Source organism: Desulfonatronovibrio magnus (assembly GCF_000934755.1).
Taxonomy (GTDB): Bacteria; Desulfobacterota; Desulfovibrionia; order Desulfovibrionales; family Desulfonatronovibrionaceae; genus Desulfonatronovibrio; species Desulfonatronovibrio magnus.
This window is the reverse complement of sequence record NZ_KN882178.1, coordinates 76,263-94,799: the sequence shown is the minus strand read 5'-3', so window position 1 is coordinate 94,799 and position 18,537 is coordinate 76,263. Positions and strand designations below refer to the sequence as shown.

At 44.0% G+C, this 18,537-nt stretch carries 17 protein-coding genes and 3 tRNA genes; 10 read left to right on the top strand and 10 right to left on the bottom strand.

The genetic code is table 11. From position 1 onward, the window contains the following. The first annotated feature begins 233 nt into the window (after window positions 1-233). The gene (clpP, locus tag LZ23_RS17335) at window positions 234-839 is read left to right on the top strand and encodes an ATP-dependent Clp endopeptidase proteolytic subunit ClpP (protein WP_045216240.1); all 606 of its coding nucleotides are present in this window, start codon (window positions 234-236) and stop codon (window positions 837-839) included. Window positions 840-1,043: 204 nt separating this feature from the next. After that, complete coding sequence (gene clpX / locus LZ23_RS17325; protein ID WP_045216237.1) at window positions 1,044-2,294, top strand: ATP-dependent Clp protease ATP-binding subunit ClpX; 1,251 nt, start codon at window positions 1,044-1,046, stop codon at window positions 2,292-2,294. A 186-nt stretch (window positions 2,295-2,480) separates the two neighbouring features. Here the strand turns inward: clpX and LZ23_RS17320 are convergent, their stop codons facing one another. From LZ23_RS17320 to dksA, 3 genes are all read right to left on the bottom strand, one after another. Beyond that, window positions 2,481-2,942 (bottom strand): iron-sulfur cluster assembly scaffold protein, encoded by a 462-nt coding sequence (locus LZ23_RS17320; RefSeq protein ID WP_045216235.1) that lies wholly within the window; start codon window positions 2,940-2,942, stop codon window positions 2,481-2,483. A gap of 304 nt (window positions 2,943-3,246) precedes the next feature. After that, on the bottom strand, window positions 3,247-4,749 hold the full coding sequence (locus LZ23_RS17315; protein WP_157493307.1) for an NFACT RNA binding domain-containing protein: 1,503 nt from the start codon (window positions 4,747-4,749) through the stop codon (window positions 3,247-3,249). 488 nt (window positions 4,750-5,237) lie between these two features. Beyond that, window positions 5,238-5,600, bottom strand: coding sequence for an RNA polymerase-binding protein DksA (gene dksA, locus LZ23_RS17305; protein WP_045216230.1), 363 nt, complete (start codon window positions 5,598-5,600; stop codon window positions 5,238-5,240). Window positions 5,601-6,133: 533 nt separating this feature from the next. On the opposite strand from dksA, the gene LZ23_RS17295 reads away from it, so the two are divergent. The 7 genes from LZ23_RS17295 to LZ23_RS17265 all read left to right on the top strand — a co-directional run bounded on the left by LZ23_RS17295 (window position 6,134) and on the right by LZ23_RS17265 (window position 10,367). Beyond that, window positions 6,134-6,874 (top strand): Rossmann-like domain-containing protein, encoded by a 741-nt coding sequence (locus LZ23_RS17295; protein ID WP_045216227.1) that lies wholly within the window; start codon window positions 6,134-6,136, stop codon window positions 6,872-6,874. A gap of 58 nt (window positions 6,875-6,932) precedes the next feature. Beyond that, a tRNA-Gly gene (locus LZ23_RS17290) sits at window positions 6,933-7,007 on the top strand. Between the two features lie 7 nt (window positions 7,008-7,014). Further along, a tRNA-Cys gene (locus LZ23_RS17285) sits at window positions 7,015-7,089 on the top strand. Window positions 7,090-7,096: 7 nt separating this feature from the next. Beyond that, window positions 7,097-7,171 (top strand) — tRNA-Gly (locus tag LZ23_RS17280). Between the two features lie 245 nt (window positions 7,172-7,416). Next, on the top strand, window positions 7,417-8,142 hold the full coding sequence (locus LZ23_RS17275; protein WP_232300535.1) for a class I SAM-dependent methyltransferase: 726 nt from the start codon (window positions 7,417-7,419) through the stop codon (window positions 8,140-8,142). Then, on the top strand, window positions 8,139-9,863 hold the full coding sequence (locus tag LZ23_RS17270; protein ID WP_045216223.1) for a YcaO-like family protein: 1,725 nt from the start codon (window positions 8,139-8,141) through the stop codon (window positions 9,861-9,863). The genes LZ23_RS17275 and LZ23_RS17270 overlap by 4 nt, the downstream gene beginning before the upstream one ends. A gap of 186 nt (window positions 9,864-10,049) precedes the next feature. Further along, window positions 10,050-10,367 (top strand): TusE/DsrC/DsvC family sulfur relay protein, encoded by a 318-nt coding sequence (locus tag LZ23_RS17265; RefSeq protein ID WP_045216221.1) that lies wholly within the window; start codon window positions 10,050-10,052, stop codon window positions 10,365-10,367. Between the two features lie 60 nt (window positions 10,368-10,427). Here the strand turns inward: LZ23_RS17265 and LZ23_RS17260 are convergent, their stop codons facing one another. Continuing rightward, a complete protein-coding gene (locus tag LZ23_RS17260) occupies window positions 10,428-13,022 on the bottom strand; it encodes a tetratricopeptide repeat protein (RefSeq protein WP_045216219.1) in 2,595 nt (864 codons plus the stop codon). A gap of 124 nt (window positions 13,023-13,146) precedes the next feature. Here LZ23_RS17260 and LZ23_RS17255 point away from each other — a divergent pair, with 124 nt between their 5' ends. Further along, entirely contained in the window at window positions 13,147-13,506 is a 360-nt protein-coding gene (locus tag LZ23_RS17255) for a molybdenum cofactor biosynthesis protein MoaE (RefSeq protein ID WP_045216328.1), read from the top strand. Window positions 13,507-13,562: 56 nt separating this feature from the next. On the opposite strand, the gene LZ23_RS17250 is transcribed toward LZ23_RS17255, so the two are convergent. The 6 genes from LZ23_RS17250 to LZ23_RS17225 form a co-directional block, all read right to left on the bottom strand. Further along, the gene (locus tag LZ23_RS17250) at window positions 13,563-14,732 is read right to left on the bottom strand and encodes an MFS transporter (RefSeq protein ID WP_045216217.1); all 1,170 of its coding nucleotides are present in this window, start codon (window positions 14,730-14,732) and stop codon (window positions 13,563-13,565) included. Next, window positions 14,729-15,871 (bottom strand): glutamate 5-kinase, encoded by a 1,143-nt coding sequence (gene proB / locus LZ23_RS17245; protein ID WP_045216215.1) that lies wholly within the window; start codon window positions 15,869-15,871, stop codon window positions 14,729-14,731. The genes LZ23_RS17250 and proB overlap by 4 nt, the downstream gene beginning before the upstream one ends. 10 nt (window positions 15,872-15,881) lie before the next feature. Then, the gene (gene obgE / locus LZ23_RS17240) at window positions 15,882-16,898 is read right to left on the bottom strand and encodes a GTPase ObgE (protein WP_045216213.1); all 1,017 of its coding nucleotides are present in this window, start codon (window positions 16,896-16,898) and stop codon (window positions 15,882-15,884) included. Between the two features lie 86 nt (window positions 16,899-16,984). Continuing rightward, window positions 16,985-17,251 (bottom strand): 50S ribosomal protein L27, encoded by a 267-nt coding sequence (gene rpmA, locus LZ23_RS17235; protein WP_045216211.1) that lies wholly within the window; start codon window positions 17,249-17,251, stop codon window positions 16,985-16,987. A gap of 19 nt (window positions 17,252-17,270) precedes the next feature. Next, the gene (gene rplU / locus LZ23_RS17230; RefSeq protein ID WP_045216209.1) at window positions 17,271-17,582 is read right to left on the bottom strand and encodes a 50S ribosomal protein L21; all 312 of its coding nucleotides are present in this window, start codon (window positions 17,580-17,582) and stop codon (window positions 17,271-17,273) included. A 226-nt stretch (window positions 17,583-17,808) separates the two neighbouring features. Next, the gene (locus LZ23_RS17225; RefSeq protein ID WP_045216326.1) at window positions 17,809-18,534 is read right to left on the bottom strand and encodes a ComF family protein; all 726 of its coding nucleotides are present in this window, start codon (window positions 18,532-18,534) and stop codon (window positions 17,809-17,811) included. Window positions 18,535-18,537 lie beyond the last annotated feature (3 nt).

Sequence of the window (18,537 nt, the reverse complement as noted above, 5' to 3'; positions counted from 1 at the left end):
GAATAGTTACAAGTATTTAAAGCTTGAAAGAGCAATGATGCCCAAGATCATCATTCTTAAGTCTTCAGCCTTCAACCTTCAGCCTTCAGTCTGAAAAAATTGGGTTGTGGGCACAGCCCGCATTAGCTGTTCAGGTGTGCTAAAAAAATACTTGAAATCATACGGTTTCATACTTCAACTATTAACAATCAACAAATAACTTTTAACTCTCCAGTTTATATGAGGAGTCTTGAATGAGTTATAATATTCCCATGGTCATTGAAAGCACTGGACGGGGAGAAAGGGCATACGATATATACTCCCGCTTGCTCAAAGATCGGATTATCCTTCTGGGAACCCCTATTGATGATCATATCGCCAACCTTATCTGCGCCCAGCTTCTATTTCTGGAATCCGAAAATCCGGAAAAAGAAATCAATTTCTATATTAATTCTCCAGGTGGTTCGGTAACCGCAGGAATGGCAATCTATGATACCATGCAATATATCTCTGCCCCGGTTGCCACATTATGTCTGGGTCAGGCCGCCAGCATGGGAGCTCTTCTGCTGACAGCCGGGCAGAAAGGCATGAGATATTCTCTGCCACATAGCAGAATTCTTATCCACCAGCCCATGGGAGGCTTCAAAGGTCAGGCCACTGACATTGACATTCAGGCCAAAGAAATTATCAGGCTGAAGGCTACTTTGAATGAAATTCTTGCCAGGCATACAGGTGCCAAGCTCTCCAAAATTGAACATGATACCGACCGTGATTACTTTATGAGCGCCGAAGAGGCAGTTAAGTACGGTCTTATTGACAGCGTGCTCAGTTCAAGATCTGAAATTGAAAACCTTGACTAAAACCTGCCTGTTCTGGTTTGATTTGGCACGCAACCTGTTCTATTATAGTTTAAACCTTGGGAGATGGCATGACTTCCTGCCCGGAGGCATACAGCCCGGAGAGGAAATGGCTCTTCCGGGACCCGCCTGCTTTATGAATCAAACTGTTAACTGTTTTGAAAAATACAATAAGTTACTGATTTTAAAAAATGTTTGGGGTAAATGATGGCTAACAAAAAAAAGAAGCCTTATGTTTATGATCTTTGTTGTTCTTTCTGTGCCAAAAGCCAGGATGAGGTGGATCGCCTCATAGCTGGTCCGGATGTATACATCTGTAATGAATGCGTGGCTTTATGCGATGAAATTATTGAACAGGATCATGTGGAAGAAGAGCATGAGGGAGATGTACTGCTGCCGCCTTCTGAAATAAAAAATGCTCTGGACGATTATGTAATTGGACAGGAAGAATCAAAAAAGATTCTTGCTGTTGCTGTTTATAATCACTACAAGAGAGTTCGTTACAAGCGTAAAAAGGATGATGTTGAGCTGGACAAAAGTAATATTTTACTCATTGGTCCCACCGGTTCAGGCAAAACCCTTCTGGCCCAGACCCTGGCCAGAATACTGAAAGTGCCTTTTGCCATAGCCGATGCCACAACCCTTACAGAGGCGGGATATGTGGGCGAGGATGTGGAAAACATTCTGGTTCAGCTTGTCCAGAACGCTGATTATGATCTGGAAGCAGCTTCCAAGGGCATCATCTATGTGGATGAAATTGACAAGATATCTCGCAAGTCTGACAGCCCCTCCATTACCCGTGATGTTTCAGGAGAAGGTGTTCAACAGGCACTTCTGAAAATCATTGAAGGCACTGAAGCAAATATACCCCCCAAGGGCGGACGCAAGCACCCTCAGCAGGAATTTATCCGATTGGACACCTCCAATATCCTTTTTATTGCCGGTGGTGCTTTTATTGGTCTTGAAAGCATTGTCCGTCAACGAGTTCAAAAAAGCAGCATGGGATTTGGTGCTGATCTTATCAACAAAAAGAAGGAATCTTCCCAGTCACTTATCAGAATGGCGCACCCGGCAGACCTCATCAAGTTTGGTCTCATACCTGAGTTTGTTGGCAGAATCCCTGTTGTTTCCTCTTTGCATGAGCTTACAGAAGAAGATCTGGTGCGTATTTTAAGCGAACCTAAAAACGCTCTTGTGCGTCAGTACCAGAAAATGCTGGAACTGGATCATATCAAGCTTAATTTTACTCACAATGCTCTTAAGGCCATAGCCAAGAAGGCTATAGAAAGAAAAACCGGAGCAAGAGGGTTGAGAAACGTTCTGGAGTCTATCATGCTGGAAGTGATGTACAAGCTGCCATCTCTGACTGGAGTTAAGGAATGCCTCATAAATAAGTCAGTAGTGGAAAATGGTATAGAACCCCTGCTCATCTTTGAGCAGGAAGCCAAAACCGCTTGAATCTCCCTTTCCAAACCAATACCTCAGTGCAGCTTTTCAGTTGATGCAAAATAGATTTGGGACAGTACCGCAGCCCGGGACTGTCCCCAATTGTTAGAAAAAGGACAGCCCTTTAATGCAGAGGCGGATTCCGCCCCTTTTTTTAATATCCTTCATGATGCAGGCAGGGTCCACTTATCAAGACAGTTACTTGTCGGTTCGGTCCGGGTTTAGACGCTGATAACTGACTATTGCCTCCTGCACAGCCTGAGCAGCGAGAAAAGCGCAATGAATTTTGTCATCAGGCAGTCCACCCTCTAAAACTTCTACAATATCATCTCCTGCAAGTGACGCTGCTTCATCAATATTTTTACCTATGATCAATTCGCATGCCACAGAGCCACATACCATGCTTGGCCCACAGCCATCACTAAAAAACAGGGCTTCCTGCACTTTATCATTCTCAAATTTAAGAAAGATCTCCACACTGTCACCACAGCCACCTGTAACCCGAAACGTGGCGTGTGGATCATCCATCTTTCCCATATAGGCAGGTTCCTTCCAGCGCTTGAATACTTCAGGACCGTATTCTTCCAGGGTCTGCTCATAAATTTTATTCTGAATCTCATCCAAGGCAGCGTCTATACTTTGCAAAGAGTGACCATTCATATTTTTTCCTTATATATTAATTGAAAACAGTATTTGACTGTCCGGTGTATTGACTATTTGTATCTGTTTAGCGCTTTGGATGTGGCATGGGGACTGGCTCTTCCGGGACCCACTTGTCCCAAAAATAATTCATTTCGAGCACAAATTGATGCTCAAGTGGGTCCCGGAGTGCCTGTCCCCTGCATTCCTTAAAAGCGCTAAACAGATACGACTATTTCACAAAATCTTCCACACGCCGGTGCCCTTCTTAACTCTTGCCCACACCCTTCTCCAACTTCAGCCTTCCCCCTTCCCCCTTCAGCCTTCAGCCTTCAGCCTTCCCCAAGTGAAGCTTAGACTCCAGAAAGGGGTCAATATTCACAATTATTGTCCGAACATTTCCATCCATAAGCACCCTGCCCTGACCAAGACCTTTGACCTTTCTGACATCTTTAACACTGGCCAGGTATACTTCAGCCCGGTCATCATTTTTCCTGTAACTGGATAAAGCTGCCAGAGTGGCAGCCTCTTTTAGACATGATTCAGGGACTTCCTGCAGGCCATGATCCCTTTTAATAATGACATGGGCTCCAGGTCCGCCCTGAACATGCATCCATAAATCATGGGCAGCAGCTCCATAACTGAGAAGTTTATGTCCTGACTCACTGTTCTTTGCCCGAATGATTATAAAACCGTTTGTTGATCTGAACTTTTTTACTGCAATGCCGGTCAGTTTTTTGTCTAAGCGGGTCAAATGTTTAGATTTTGGACCTCTGGAAAAAACAGTTAAGTCAGGTAAGGGAGCAGATTGAAGGTTATCAAGTTGCTCACGAAGTTCTTTTTCTCTTTTGCTAACAAAGTCAAGTCCGCGTTTGCCCTTGGCCGCCCTTTTGAAATATTTTTCCATATTTTCTTTTATGGACAGGGCAGAATTCAGCATAATCTTTTCTTCATGACCCTGCCAGTCAGGCAAATCAATACTTTCTGTTTTCTGATGAGCATCCAGCCTGTAAAGATTATTTTTGATCAATTCACCCAGTCTTGCCTCATCCACCATATTCATGAGTCTCTGCCTGTCTTTTAAAACTTTGTTAAGATTTTTATCTAACCTCTTCTGCTGTCGAGATAAATCTTTACGTCTAACAGACACATTTCCAGTAAGCTCATATACCTTAGGCAGACAATAAAACTGAGCTGCTTCTATAGCGCTTCCAAAACTCTTATATTGTTTAGCACCAGGAGGCTTGAAACAGCTTAGATAATGACCCCCTGTTTCTTTATAAATGACATAAAATTCTCTAACTTGCCCCTGGGAAAGAGTATCCAAAAGGACCTGACCGTCATGCGCGTTCATCTGTTCAAGGGAATTGCGCAAAACAGGAGTAAGGTGGGGGTGCGTTTTCCAGATATCTTTATTGGACAGAATATCATCAAGGTCAGGCCATGGAGGATCATGCACAAGCGGTCCAAGATCAGAAACGATACTGACGCCTTTAATCGTATCCAGAACTAAGTGTTCCTGCATACCCGACATTGATATAGCCATTTTTCGAAGAGGCCATGCATTAATCAGGTCTAAAATCCTTCTGTTTTTCAAACGTTTGCGCAGCCACATTACTTCAGCAGAAGGATTGGAGGGGTTTGGAGGTTTGTCTTTGGAAAGAAAAAAGCCTCCCCCTTTGGGAAGGCAGTAAAATACTAAATTGCGCGCACTACCAAATGAAAAAGTCCATACACCCGGGCACGGAGAAAAGACCTTGTTCAGTGACAAGCCTTTAATTAGCTCAAAAAGTTCGGCTGCTGCATATCTGAAAAAATTAGCTTCCATATATAACTGTCCATCAGATTTGTTCAGATCAACACAAGGCAATTTGAGATCTGCAAGCGCATAGCAGTACAGATACACTGCCAGGTGAAGCGCATGATCGATGCTGATTACGTAGAAGCGCCTGACCTTAAGGACCCGAGACCGAACCTGCAAGTAACTTTACGAGTCTGTCACTTTTCTGGAAATTGGGACAGTCCCAGCGAGGTACTATACAAAAGATTGATACTTTACTGGTTCATGGAAGAACGCTCCTTATCCCCCAACTTCCAGCCTTCAGCCTCCAAACTCCAACCTTCAGCCTTCAGCCTCCAGCCTCCAGCCTTCAGCCTTCAGCCTTCAGCCTTCAGCCTCCAGCCTACAAACTCCAACCTTCAGCCTGAAAAATGTTGAATACACGAAGTGTCGGCGAAGCCATTCAACAGGGGTGAACGGGCGGTTAAATATCTTTTTTGGGGATGCGGGTAAAACCCGCATTAGACACTAACCCTTTAATCATTTTGCAGAGATTCCTGTTTTTCCTGTTTGCTTTTACATTTGATGCACAGGGTAGTCACAGGTCTGGCCTTTAACCGAGGAATGGAAATGTCTTCATCACATTCTTCACAAATGCCGAAGCGGCCATCTTCGATTCTGTCCAAAGCCTGTTCAATCTTTTGAATAAGTTTTCTATCTCTGTCTCTAAGTCGCAAAATAAAAGCCCTGTCTGACTCAGCAGAAGCTCTGTCTGCAGGATCAGCATGCATCTCCCTGTCTTCTGTCATGTCTTCTAATGTGCTTTCTCCTTTTTGCTGGATGTCTGCCAGCATCTGCCTGAGCAAATTTCTAAAATATTCAATATCAGAGTTTTCCATGTTGCTCCTCCTCAAGTACGTTCAAAGTTCATTGTACACAGCCGCAATTCTGCGACTTGCAACCAGGATGAGATCTCAAGTTCAACTGCTTCAATAAAATATTATACATTATAGCAAAACCGTGAATTTGTAAAGATATTCCGGTCAAGTTTTGCTTGTGCCAATTAATGCAAAATTGTAGGCTGTAATTTTGGCTGCAGACATATGGGCCTGTATTTAAAAACTGTCTTCAACTCACTTACAAGTAACTTCAAAAAAACTGGACCCCGGATCAAGTCCGGGGTGACGGTTAAAGCAAGCTATTACTCTTTATCGTCATTCCGGCGAAAGCCGGAATCCAGGCTTTTCCTTGTTCCCAGGCTCCAGCCTGGGAACACCTCTTTTTTTGTGGCTCCAGCCACATTTTAAGAAGCGGCTGGAGCCGCAAGAGAAAACGTCCCCAGGCCGGAGCCTGGAAACGAGGGGTATAAGTTACTCGCACGTTCGGTCCCGAGCCGCCCCGGTGAGATGCTTCTAAGCTTTATAAAGTATTTATGATCATTACTCAATCCAGAATAATCCAGACACTTATTGATGAAGGCTTGCGCTGCAATGATGCGCGCATACTCAACACTATATCAGGGTCACATATGGTGGCGATTACTTCTGAAAACGGAACAGGACTTTGTTCACTTTTACCTGAAAAAATTTCAGGAGACACTGCTCCCAGGCACAATGAGCATGGTTCGGTCCACACCATACTTCAGAACCTTAAGCGCCAAAACACCATAAGTGCTTCATGGGGTCTTGCAGCACTTAATAGTCTGCTGAATCCCAATGCCCCTGGCAAGGACATAAAAGCTCAGGAAGTCATCAAAGATATCGGCCGCAATAAAAATATTGCAATAATCGGCCATTTTCCATTTGTGGAAAAAATTGATAGTTGTTTCAACAATCTCTGGGTTCTGGAAAAATCTCCAAGGCCCATGGATTTTCATGAATACCGAAAGGCTGACCTTCTTCCCCTGGCAGATGTAATTGCCATCACTGCAACTACCCTGCTTAACGGCAGCCTGGGTGAAATTCTAAACCTGGCTCGCAAGGATTGCGTAAAAATTCTCCTTGGGCCAAGCACTCCTTTAAGCTCATGCTTGCTGGATATGGGAATTGACATTCTTGGTGGAGCAATTGTCCAGGATGACATGAATGTATACCGGGGCATTCAGCAAAATCTGCCATTTAGAAAGCTTCAGGGTGTTGGTTATAACCTGATGAGTCACAAGTTTTCTTTTTGAACTGAATTTTCTCCTTGACACTTCTGTTGGTCTGCCTTATCAAACCTTTTCTCTAAGCGCGGGAGTAACTCAGTGGTAGAGTGCAACCTTGCCAAGGTTGAAGTCGCGGGTTCAAATCCCGTCTCCCGCTCCAGAGATAAGGCGGCATAGCCAAGTGGTAAGGCAGCGGTCTGCAAAACCGCCATTCTCCGGTTCAAATCCGGATGCCGCCTCCAATTTCCTGCGGGAGTAACTCAGTGGTAGAGTGCAACCTTGCCAAGGTTGAAGTCGCGGGTTCAAATCCCGTCTCCCGCTCCAGACATCAAATCATGTACACCTCAATCCATCATACAGTAGCCCTTCAGGCAATCAGCCTGAATAAACTGCGTAAATCTGGTATTACTATATAAGCATAATAATTTACCATGGATTTTTGTTGTGCCTGTACCGTAAACTTTCTATGCAAGCAGCATAGAGCTCAATTCACCAGCACCAGTTTTTTTTCGCCGTTGCTTCCTTCTTAACGGCCAGGGTAGTTAACCAAAATTAAGGAGAAGCATAAATTGCAAGCCTCTGAAGTACTCGCTGAAAACAACCTCCAGGCCTTGCTTGATAAGGCCTCACAATTTTTTGAAGTTGATTTTGAAAATGTGCGAGTAGGTGAACATACCTTGCAGATTCTGCAAATCACTGACATTGAAAAATATGTGGATATGCTGGCGGAAGAGTCAAAAGAAAAAATAGAACTTCCTTTCTGGGCCAAAATCTGGCCGGCTTCCATTCTTTTAAGTTATTACATCACTTCATTAGATACTAATGAGGAAAAAAAAATTATTGAACTGGGCAGCGGCATTGGAATTGCTGGCCTTTTTGCTGCAGCTATGGGTTTTAAAGTTATTCTGTCTGATAATAACCCAATGGCACTTCTTTTCGCCAAAATAAACATCCTGAAGAATAACCTGTCATCCGCGGCTGAGGTAATGCCGGTGGACTTTACTGCTGATCGCCTCGGACAGACATTCGACTATATCATTGGTTCGGAAATTTTTTACAAAGAGAGTGCTTACAGAGGTCTGGTAAAATTTCTGCTGGCACATTTAGATAATAAACAAGACTCAGAAGTTGTCCTGGCTGCAGATTATCGCAGACAGGCTAAAAAATTTTTTCAGGTTGCTACAAAAGAATTTCATATTGATCAGAAAAATATTGGTTACAAAGGCACTGATCAAAATGCAGATAACGAAAAATTTCTTTGCGCCATATACCGTATGAAAGCCAGAAAAAAATGATTTCCATCGGAAAATCCCTAAAAAACTACACCCAGGACGCTGATAAGTCTGTCAGCCCACAACATACAGTGGATACAGCAACAAAAGCCTTTTCCAGGCATGGCGGCTCAATATTGTCGGAACTTCGCCGCATTGATACAGGCAGACTGGAAATTCCGGTTTACTTGAGTATATCCGGGGTAAAAGCCAGAGAAACTATGCCCACCCGCAAACAGATGGGCAAAGGATCAACTCCTGTTCAGGCCAAGGCTTCCGCCCTCATGGAACTTGCAGAACGCTTTTCTTATTTCAGCTTTGTCCAGAATCAGGCCAATTTTCATTCCATGCCCTGGAACCAGGCACAAAAAACCTTCAATGATTCATTGATTCCCTTAGATGAAATTATTAAGTCTACTGGAGATGACATCTCCACTGAACTTGCCTCAAAAGTGCTGTCCCTGGTGCAATGGCAATTCACTCCTGCTACCCTTATCCATAAAGAACAGGAAGTGCAGATACCTTTCAACTGGTTCAAAAAGTTAAATGAATTTAACGGATGCAGTGCCGGAAATACCCATGAAGAGTCCATTTTACAGGGAGCCTGTGAGCTTGTGGAAAGGCATTGTTGTGCTGTTATCGATTCAAGTCAAAAGATTACACCCACCATTGATCAGGATACAGTAAATGATCCGGTCCTGAGTGATCTCATTAACAGGTTTCGCGATAAAAAAATCAAATTGATCCTTAAGGACTTTACTCTTGATATGCCCGTCCCTACTGTTGCGGCATTGGCTTATGATCCTGCAACTTTTCCAGGTTTGAGTGAAATTGTTTTTACTGCAGGCACAGCCACCTCTCCAGAAAAAGCAGCCATCCGTGCACTGACTGAGGTAGCCCAGCTCGCAGGAGATTTTGAAAGCGCAGGCAATTATGAAGCTTCAGGGCTTTCCAAGTTCTCCAGCCTGGATCAGATTGCCTGGATTCAAGAGGGTCCCTTGAAAAGTATCTCATCTCTGCCCAATATCGCTAACCAGGATATGGGCCAGGAACTCAAGGATCTGTGCCAGGCCCTTGAGACCCTTGGATTCAATCTTTACTCACTATCCACTCACAATGACAAACTGAATATCCCTGCCCACTACAACTTTATTCCAGGCTTTAAGTTCAGGGAAAGAACCATTAATGCCGGTATAGGGCTCATAACCGGGCGGATACTTGCTGAAGAAACTGAGCCTGCAACAGCCATTTACGGGTTGGAGCAATTATCAGAACTTTTACCTGGAACTTTTTACCAGCCTTTTTTCCAGGGATTGCTGAACATCCGCCTTGGAGATCATGAACAGGCTGTGTCAAAGTTCACAGAAGCACTGCCCCTTCAGCCTGACAATGAATCAATAGCGTTATGCGCCTTTTATGCGGCTTACGCATTGACGCTCAGGCAAAAGTGGACAGACGCTTTTCCGTATCTTAATCAGGCAATAGCTTGTGACTCTTTGGTCAAGGAATACTTCAATCTCAGAGGAGTTGCTTTTTACAAGCAACAAAGATATGAAAACGCCATTAACGACTTCTTGAAAGCCATTGAACTTGACAGCGGCTCTGCCATGGATCTGGCCAACCTGGGCTTATGTTACTTAGAAACCGGAAAAAAACAAGCTGCTCGGGAGACTCTTTCCAAGGCTTTAGAGCTGGATCCTGATTTAAAATTCGCAAGAAAAAAGCTTGATGAAATGACTTTGTGAAGATAATATCATTTTTTGAACACAAAGGCATTGACAATTAAGTGTTATGAATTTTACATTAAATTTGTTTAGGTAAGTAGGTAGAATCTTAATCAAGATATCTTCATGATTCAAATGCAGTTTGCGTTTGACGCTGACATGGTCAGCGCTTTGTTTTGTTAAAAATCTATTAAGGAGGTAATTAGCATGGCAGTTGTGGAATTTCAGGGGAAACAATTTGAGGTAGATGAAGATGGTTTCCTGCAAAGGTTTGAGGACTGGAGCCCTGAGTGGGTGGACTATGTTAAAGAAAGTGAAGGAATCAAGGAACTGACCGATGAACATAACAAAGTAATCGAATTTCTGCAGGATTACTACAAAAAGAACGGTATTGCCCCTATGGTTCGCATCCTGTCCAAAGTAACCGGATTCAAGCTCAAACACATTTATGAGCTTTTTCCATCTGGTCCTGGTAAAGGAGCATGTAAGATGGCAGGGCTTCCCAAGCCTACCGGTTGTGTATAATCACAGTCAGGATTTTTTTAAAGCGGGCCCGCCAGGGTCCGCTTTTTTTTGTGAAGAATATCAGTTACCAAAACCTTTTTTGCGCAAATAAGCTGATTTCTTTTTTTCAAAACTTAAAACCGTCCTCACAGCAGCCCAGCCAAGAGAAAAAATGGATATTACGATCAAACCGATATTGAAAACATCTATTCTCTGACTGAAGAAAGTAAGGGCCCATTCAGATTCTGTCCGCATACCGAGATAAACCACTCCCGGTATTACCGCTGCAGAAATTAGAAGCACAATGACCAAGGTCCAGAGAAATGATCTGAACATCAACAATACAAAAAAAAGCCCGTCTCCCACTGTAGTAATGAATGCAATGCGTTTCTCCAGCACTGCCACATTCTCTGCACCAAGCTTAATATATTCCTGAATCTGCCTGAAACCACTGGCTTTGCCGGGGTCTGTCTTTCCTGCTTTCTTCAGATTGTTGGCACATGACGTGTAAACCCTGTTGAATTTTCCCATGAAAATCCTCATAAGAGGAAACCATGAAACCTTGTTTTTTATACGCTTCAATCTTTCCCAAAGAGCTTTGGTTTCTTTTTTGACCCTCAAAACCTCCTGTTCAATCATATGTGAAATGTCATTGGAAAGCTCGCGCACCCCTTTGATAATTTTTATTCTTGCAGCATAATTATCTATACCAGAAAATTGACGAAGAAATTCTAAACGTTGCAAAAATCTGCGCCCTGCGGGATGATCCGACCCGAACCAGTTGTTTATCTTGTTTTCCAGTTTGGGAAAAAAATCCTCAGCTTCCTGGCTTTCCTTAAGCGAAGACTGCCAGAAAGAGTGCAGCCCAGACATAAAGTGGGCATGTCCTTTAAACAGCTCAGGATCAATAATGACATGAGTAAAATAAACGGGATCATCTCTGATCAGCTTGCCCATATGAGCCAGTGCCTGATCTATATGACCAGCTTTGACCATGCACACTCCCTGACGATATCTGGCTTCATTCATCCCTGGGGCTGCCTTGAGAGCGTCCTGATAAAGACTTTGAGCCGCGCCAAGATCATTTTGAACCTCTTTCATCCTGGCCTTAAGATAAGTATGCCAGGCCTTTTGCAAAGGAGTATAGCTCAGGGCTATGGCCTCATCAAAATAAGTAACGGCCTCCTTCTCGTTTTCTTTTTCCAGCGCAATAAAGCCCAAAAGATTTTTGGGCTGAAAATCTCTTGAATACCTGACAAAAATCTTTTTGGCACTTGCCTCGGCTACACCAATCTGTCTCATTCTAAAATTTTCCAAAGCGCTCCAGACCGGGTTTTCTTCAAGGTTACTTAATTGACGCAGGGCTTCAGGCCAGTCCCTGCCCCTGCTTCGCCACACCATCCTGATGGTCCTGTGCTGAGCAGGATAATTAATTACCAGAATAGCCCTCATAATTAGTCCAACAGACGAGGTTTTGCGCAAAATTTCCTCCGGGTTCACACCGGATTCTATCTCCCTGCCCAGCTGCTCCAGAGCTTCTGAAAGATCTGCGAGGTTGAGCTTTGCCAATTGGTCCCAGACCTGATCCAAAGTAAACATGTTGCGCGAAGGACAAGTTTGCAGCTTATGCAGTCTCAGGCCACAATAAAAGCAGTGGTCATGATTTCCCTTTGTTAGAGATTCGGGCATGAAAACATCAATGCGTTGTTCGATATCACCGATAAGATTGATATCAATTTTTAGCCCTACAAAGGCATTGATGCTTTTTTCTCGCGATATGTTCTCATCAACGATTTCAAAACCATGACCAAGCTGAAATACATGCTTTAAAGGAATATACAATGTATCCGGACTGGCCTGCGCCCAGTCTAAACCAAGTTTATCCGGACTCCAGAAAGTTTTTTTGTTTTTTTTCAATTCAAGACATACAAGGTGACAGGCAATAATCTTACCTGGCTTTAACTCCTGAAATACTGACAAAACCAGAATCACCCAGCTTTTTAACTGCCTTATTCCCTCTATTTCAATACTTAAATACTCTCCCTTATCATCGACTGAAAATCCGTCTCTATGTGCATCACTGATAAGTTGCTTTTTCTGCTGTTCCCAGTTTTTTGTTGATCCAGCAACTGAAGAAGCGGCAGCAGGCTTGACAATAAAGAGCCAGTTAAGTTCAGTTGTAAAGGATGACGACTCTCCTACTTTTAAAATAAACCATTGGCCTGAGTAAGGCATAAATGATGAAGTTGGAGCCTCAAACTTGAGACCATAATAACCAAGCGCTGCCTCCTTCAGACGAACATGCATCCAAACTTCAAACTCTACAAGACGGCCGACGTTAATTTCATAAATCTTGTCATCCACAACCAGCGAATGCTCGAGTCCACTGGTAATAAATATCTTGACCGGGAATACCAGTAAGGATAATTTAATGCCTTCCTGACAGAACCACTTGTAAATCTGAGCACAGGCAAACAAAACTTCTCGGGAGTTAAAAACCCACAAAGCCTGTCTGCCTGACTGAGCTACCTGCCATCCGCCATAACTGCGCAATGTTTCTGGTATTGAGTCAGGCAGTTCATGCTCCCAGATTATCCATACTCCATAGCCCTGACTTATGAGCTGAGGATGTGGTATCTGAGGGAGCTGAGACAAAAGTGAAGAAAGTTTATACATTTTTTAAGGCAACCACATTAACAGGTTAAAGATAATTGGTAACAGTTTAGACCATTTTAAGGAAAGCATGGCACAGACAAAGGGCTTAGCTGTTACGATTTTTTTTTACCAGAGGATTTTACTTATGGATATTTCAAAAGCAATAAGTGAATTAAAAAAAGAGCCAGGGTTCACAGATAATGTCGGCATGCTTCTGGTGCACAACGGAGTAGTCAGGTCCTGGTCCAGAAAAGATCGTTCCAGCGTCTCTAAAATTGAAGTTATACCGAACTTTAACAAAATTGAGGAGATCAGACAACAATTTGAAAAAAGGACAGGAATTTTCCGAATCGTTGTTCATGCCAACCAGGGTGTTCTCAAGCCTGGAGATGACCTGCTGTTCATCATAGTTGCCGGAGACATCAGGGAAAATGTCAAACCGGTGCTCTCAGATATTCTGGATACCCTTAAAAAAGATGCCATAACCAAAAAGGAGATGCCCTGATCTCAAGGTCAATACTGAACATCCCTTGACCGGGCTCAATCTTACGCGTCTACCTGTCATTCATCTACAGGAAGCATGCGGATGGCCGCTACACTCAAACAGATGACAGCACCCAGCAGCATGAACCCGGTGCCGAACATATCTTTGTCTCCAAAATAGCCTAGTACAGTGGGAATAACTCCACCTCCCACAAGGACTGCTGTGGGAATAATAAGAGAAATGGCAATGGGACGCATGCCAGCTGAAAAGCTTTTGGACAGGGCCGCAAAACCGGCAGGAAAATAGCAACTGGCCATGGTTGGCTGGATAATTACTGCTGCTATTAACAGGCTGCCGCCCAGAACTCCCAGGCCCATGGTGCACAGACCGGTCAAGCCCATAAAAATAAACAAGGATCGCCGAACACCGAGTGTATCAACCATATATCCGGCCCAGAATACAAGAAATATTCCTGAAATTCTGGAAATGGACAGCAGATAGTTTACCCAGTCTGGATTGATACTGGTAGATGTTATCAGATACATGGGGGTCTGAGCAAAGACCCCCTGGGTAGAACCTACAGCAAGGCTGAAAAATACCAGCAAAGCCCAGAAAGCCGGTTTCCTTGCCACCTGTTTGTAAGTTGAGGGGTTGGGTTTTTCTGTCTTTTCTTCCCCGCAGCGGCATATCCTGACAAACATTACAAATGCCAGAAACGCATACAAACCCACCAGCACAAGCATCCAGCGCCACCCAAGCCCTGTCCTTATGAATAGCTCAGCGAGAAGTGGAGCAGTTACAAAGCTCAGATTGGGTGCTATCTCATGAATCGCAATGGCTTTACCCCAGTGAGCAGGCACTACCATGGAAGTCAGCAGAGCAAAGCCTGAAGGAAAATACAACCCTCCAAACAGACCAGTAACCAGCAGGCATGCTCTTAACTGAAGAATTGACACACTCAAGGCTGCTATGCATAAGGCTGCGCCAACGCCAAGAGCTGAAATAATAACTACTGTTCTGTGGTTTATTTGTGACGAAATAAAGGCTGAACCAAAAAGTCCAATGCTGTAGCCAAGGGAAAGCAGCAGAAATAGCTCACCGGACTGGGCAATGCTCAGATCAAAATCCTGCCTTATATATACGAGAAAAGGTGAAAGAATTATCCTGGTCAGAAAGTTCAGAAAAAAAAGACCAGTCAGGCTGAGCAGGGGTGGGATAAAAGTTTTGAAGTCCGAAGGTGCAGTCATATCCCAATGGCATCCAGCAAGAGGTTATCTCTGTGAATGGCTTCAGGATACAGGCATTCACCAGTTAAGTTTTTAATTTCACTGGATTTTTTACCTTTGATCAGCTGCAGATCGCTTGCCTTGTAATTGGTCAGCCCAACTGCTGATATTCTTATTTCCCCCTGTTCAACAATTTTTACCAGAGCGCCCTTGCCAAAATCTCCCTGGATATCTACAATTCCTGCAGGTAAAAGACTCTTGCCTTTCTCAAAAACCGCTCTGGCCGCCCCCTTGTCAATACTAATTGTACCTTCCGGCTCAAGGTTATAGGCAAACCAGAACTTGCGGCTGGAAATAACTTTATCACAAGGCATGATCCAGGTTCCGATATCTTGCCCGTCAAAAGCCTTTTCTAAGCAGAAACGATCCCTGCCTGCAAGAATCAGGGTGGGAACACCTATTTGTGCAGCCTTGCGGGCAGCAAGAAGCTTGCTGTACATTCCACCACTGCCTGAGCTTGACTTGCCCCGGCACATATTTTCTATAGGCAACCCCTTAATGTCTTCGATACAAGACAGTTTTTCTGCGTCTGGATTTTCAAGGGGATTGTCCATGAAGACTCCATCTGCCGAGGTGAGGTTAATAAACAGATCAGCCTCCACCAGATTAAGAATAAGCGCTGCCAGGGCATCGTTATCCCCAAATTTAAGCTCCTGTACCGCTACAGTATCATTTTCATTGATGATGGGGATAGCCCGCCAGCTCAAAAGCTGAAGCATTGTATTGCGGGCATTGATAAAGCGCTCTCTGCTGTTAAGGTCATCCCTCGTCAAAAGTATCTGGGCGGTAATTTTTTTATATCTCCCAAAAACCTCGTCATAGGCATGCATCAACCTGCTCTGACCTATAGCTGAAGTAGCCTGCTTGAATACAAGATCGCTTTTGGCCTTACAGGATGACAGCAGTTTGCGCCCAGCTGCAACCGCTCCTGATGAAACCAGAATGACATCAACTCCCCGGTCATGCAGCAGGGAAATTTGATCCGCCAGTCTGGTCACAACCCTCATATCTAAGCCATCCTCTGACGTAAGCACGGCACTGCCCACCTTTATGACCACGCGCCCTGCATTTTCCAATACCTTGGATCTGTTTTTGTTCATAAAATTGAAGTTACGTAAAATCTTGAGAGTTATAAAACTTAGCCCATATGACCTGCATTAACTCGTCTATCCCTGTGCCATTAAGGGCTGAAATAAAAAAGACACAATCACCATGAACTGAGATGCCGGACTTGATTATATCCATTTCCTGTTCATTAACAAGATCAATTTTATTTACGACCAGGATTTGTTCTTTACTGGCCAGTGCTGTAGAAAACCTTGCCAGCTCTCGGTTTATCAGGTCAAAACCTTCCATGGGAAACTCAGGGTTAAGATCATCTACGCTGAGCAGATGCACCAGAAACCTGGTTCTTTCCACATGCTTTAGAAACCTGTCTCCAAGCCCGTGACCTTCATGGGCTCCCTCAATCAACCCCGGAATATCAGCCATAACCATTCTTGTGCCTCGATCATCATCTAATACACCAAGGTTGGGGGTGAGGGTGGTGAATGGATATGCTCCGATTTTGGGTCTTGCTGCTGAAACCCGGGTCAGAAAAGTTGACTTGCCTGCATTGGGCAGACCTATAACCCCTGCATCGGCTATCACTTTTAATTCTAAACGAATTCTGAGTTCCCGGCCTTCCTGGCCTGGCTGCGCAAATCTTGGGGCACGCATTGTTGATGACTTGAAATGAGCATTACCCTTGCCGCCTGTTCCTCCCTGAGCAATGCAATATTGCTGACCATCCTGCACAAGATCTGCCAACAGCTCTTTGCGATCATCATGTATCTCATATACCTGAGTACCGGGCGGCACCTTGACTATAAGATCCTGGCCATGTCCTCCAAAACGTTGCCTGCCCATGCCGGGACGTCCATTCTGAGCCTCATAGACGCGCTTATGTTTAAAATCGTACAAAGTAAGCAACTTGTCATCAGCCTGGAAATAGACATCTCCGCCACGGCCTCCATCTCCACCGTCCGGCCCTCCCCTGGGAATAAACTTTTCCCTTCTAAAGGACACGCAACCATTACCACCCTTGCCTGAACGTACGGTTATTTCAGCCTCATCCACAAATCTCATACTGCACTCTAACCCTTTGCTAAAAAAAATAGCCGCCTGGCTGACCAGGCGGCTATTTAAAGAATTATAAAAAATATAAAAAACGGCTAAGCAGCAGGAATTATACTGACCCTGGTTTTAATCCGTTTCTTGCGGGTATACTTTTCATATTTGACATGTCCATCAATGAGGGCAAACAATGTATAATCCTTACCCATGCCCACATTCTCTCCTGGATGAACCTTAGTGCCAAGCTGTCTGATCAAGATATTTCCAGCTCTTACAGACTGACCACCGTATTTCTTAACGCCTCTTCTCTGCCCTTGACTGTCTCTTCCATTTCTGGAACTACCACCAGCTTTTTTATGAGCCATAACTTAAAACCTCCCCGGACTATGCCTCAATGGTCTTTACCCACAACCTGGTAAAGTCCTGACGATGTCCCTGTTTTTTGCTGTAACCTTTGCGTCTTTTCTTCTTGAAGACTATGATTTTCTTGTCTCTTTCATGACTTAGAACGTCACAAACAACTTTCGCACCCTCAATAAACGGCTGACCAAACTTGACCTCAGTCTGATCGCCCGCTGCCAGAATTCTGTCAATTATTACTTCAGATCCAGCTTCATCAGCCATTTTGGCTACCTTGAGCTGCTGTCCTTCCCTGACTCGAAATTGTTTCCCACCGCTTTCTATAATTGCAAACATTTTTTTACCTCCCAAAATGCAAAAGAAGATGCATACACTTCATCATGGACTTTCGTCAAGAACAAACCTTGCAAAATTTCCTGAAACTTGGTGCTTAGCACTTACCGTTTCAGGCCTGTAGAAAAAACAGGAAATTGTTATCAGTTAATTGTTGAAAAACAAAAGGCTGAATTCACTGCCTTACCCTGATAACAAATAACAAATAACTGATAACGCGCAGCCCGCTTCAGACCGCTCTGGCCAGAACAACTACTCTGACTTCAGCTGCTCCTGACCCTAACAAGGTTTTGCTGCATTCCTCCAGTGTTGATCCAGTAGTCATAATATCGTCCACCAGAAGGATTTTTTTTTCTTTAATTGTATCCGGGCAGGCATGGAAAACATTCTTAATGTTTTCCAGACGCTCTTTCCTGCTCATAAGGCTTTGAGCAGGTGTATGCCTGATTTTTATTAAAGCCTGCCTGCACACCGGCAGGTTGATTTTTTTTCCAAGAATTCGGCAAAGTTCAAAACTCTGGTTAAACCCTCTGTGTTTCAGCCTCAGATCATGCAGAGGTACAGGTATGATCAAATCCATGAATTCATAAGGATGTCGGGCCGCAGCTGCGGATAGAAGGTTGCCCAATACCTGCCCCAGACCAAGGTCAGCGCTGAATTTATATCTGAGTATGATATCCTTGAGCAGTCCCTGATACACAGAATAAAAAGAAAGGGCAGACCATGAAAATGGAGATGTTCTGCACCTTGTACACAGGTAGGTGGCATCATCTTCCAAAGCATAAACATTCCCGCACATGGCACAAAAACCACCAAGTCTCTGAGCAAGATTATTCTGGCAGCCATCGCATAAAATTATTCCTGGACCAAACTCCTCAAGTACTACAGAACAAATAGCACATCTTCGCCCAACAAGAGCTTCTGAAAACTTGAAAATTTTATGAAAATTAAACATTGG

Bases quoted from the DNA above. Each gene is read 5' to 3' on its own strand.
- proB (WP_045216215.1), bottom strand. From the start codon at position 15,871: ATGAACAAAAACAGATCCAAGGTATTGGAAAATGCAGGGCGCGTGGTC.
- LZ23_RS17250 (WP_045216217.1), bottom strand. From the start codon at position 14,732: ATGACTGCACCTTCGGACTTCAAAACTTTTATCCCACCCCTGCTCAGC.
- LZ23_RS17265 (WP_045216221.1), top strand. From the start codon at position 10,050: ATGGCAGTTGTGGAATTTCAGGGGAAACAATTTGAGGTAGATGAAGAT.
- LZ23_RS17315 (WP_157493307.1), bottom strand. From the start codon at position 4,749: ATGGAAGCTAATTTTTTCAGATATGCAGCAGCCGAACTTTTTGAGCTA.
- clpP (WP_045216240.1), top strand. From the start codon at position 234: ATGAGTTATAATATTCCCATGGTCATTGAAAGCACTGGACGGGGAGAA.
- dksA (WP_045216230.1), bottom strand. From the start codon at position 5,600: ATGGAAAACTCTGATATTGAATATTTTAGAAATTTGCTCAGGCAGATG.
- LZ23_RS17295 (WP_045216227.1), top strand. From the start codon at position 6,134: ATGATCATTACTCAATCCAGAATAATCCAGACACTTATTGATGAAGGC.
- LZ23_RS17225 (WP_045216326.1), bottom strand. From the start codon at position 18,534: ATGTTTAATTTTCATAAAATTTTCAAGTTTTCAGAAGCTCTTGTTGGG.
- rplU (WP_045216209.1), bottom strand. From the start codon at position 17,582: ATGTTTGCAATTATAGAAAGCGGTGGGAAACAATTTCGAGTCAGGGAA.
- clpX (WP_045216237.1), top strand. From the start codon at position 1,044: ATGGCTAACAAAAAAAAGAAGCCTTATGTTTATGATCTTTGTTGTTCT.
- obgE (WP_045216213.1), bottom strand. From the start codon at position 16,898: ATGAGATTTGTGGATGAGGCTGAAATAACCGTACGTTCAGGCAAGGGT.
- LZ23_RS17320 (WP_045216235.1), bottom strand. From the start codon at position 2,942: ATGAATGGTCACTCTTTGCAAAGTATAGACGCTGCCTTGGATGAGATT.
- LZ23_RS17255 (WP_045216328.1), top strand. From the start codon at position 13,147: ATGGATATTTCAAAAGCAATAAGTGAATTAAAAAAAGAGCCAGGGTTC.
- LZ23_RS17270 (WP_045216223.1), top strand. From the start codon at position 8,139: ATGATTTCCATCGGAAAATCCCTAAAAAACTACACCCAGGACGCTGAT.
- rpmA (WP_045216211.1), bottom strand. From the start codon at position 17,251: ATGGCTCATAAAAAAGCTGGTGGTAGTTCCAGAAATGGAAGAGACAGT.
- LZ23_RS17260 (WP_045216219.1), bottom strand. From the start codon at position 13,022: ATGTATAAACTTTCTTCACTTTTGTCTCAGCTCCCTCAGATACCACAT.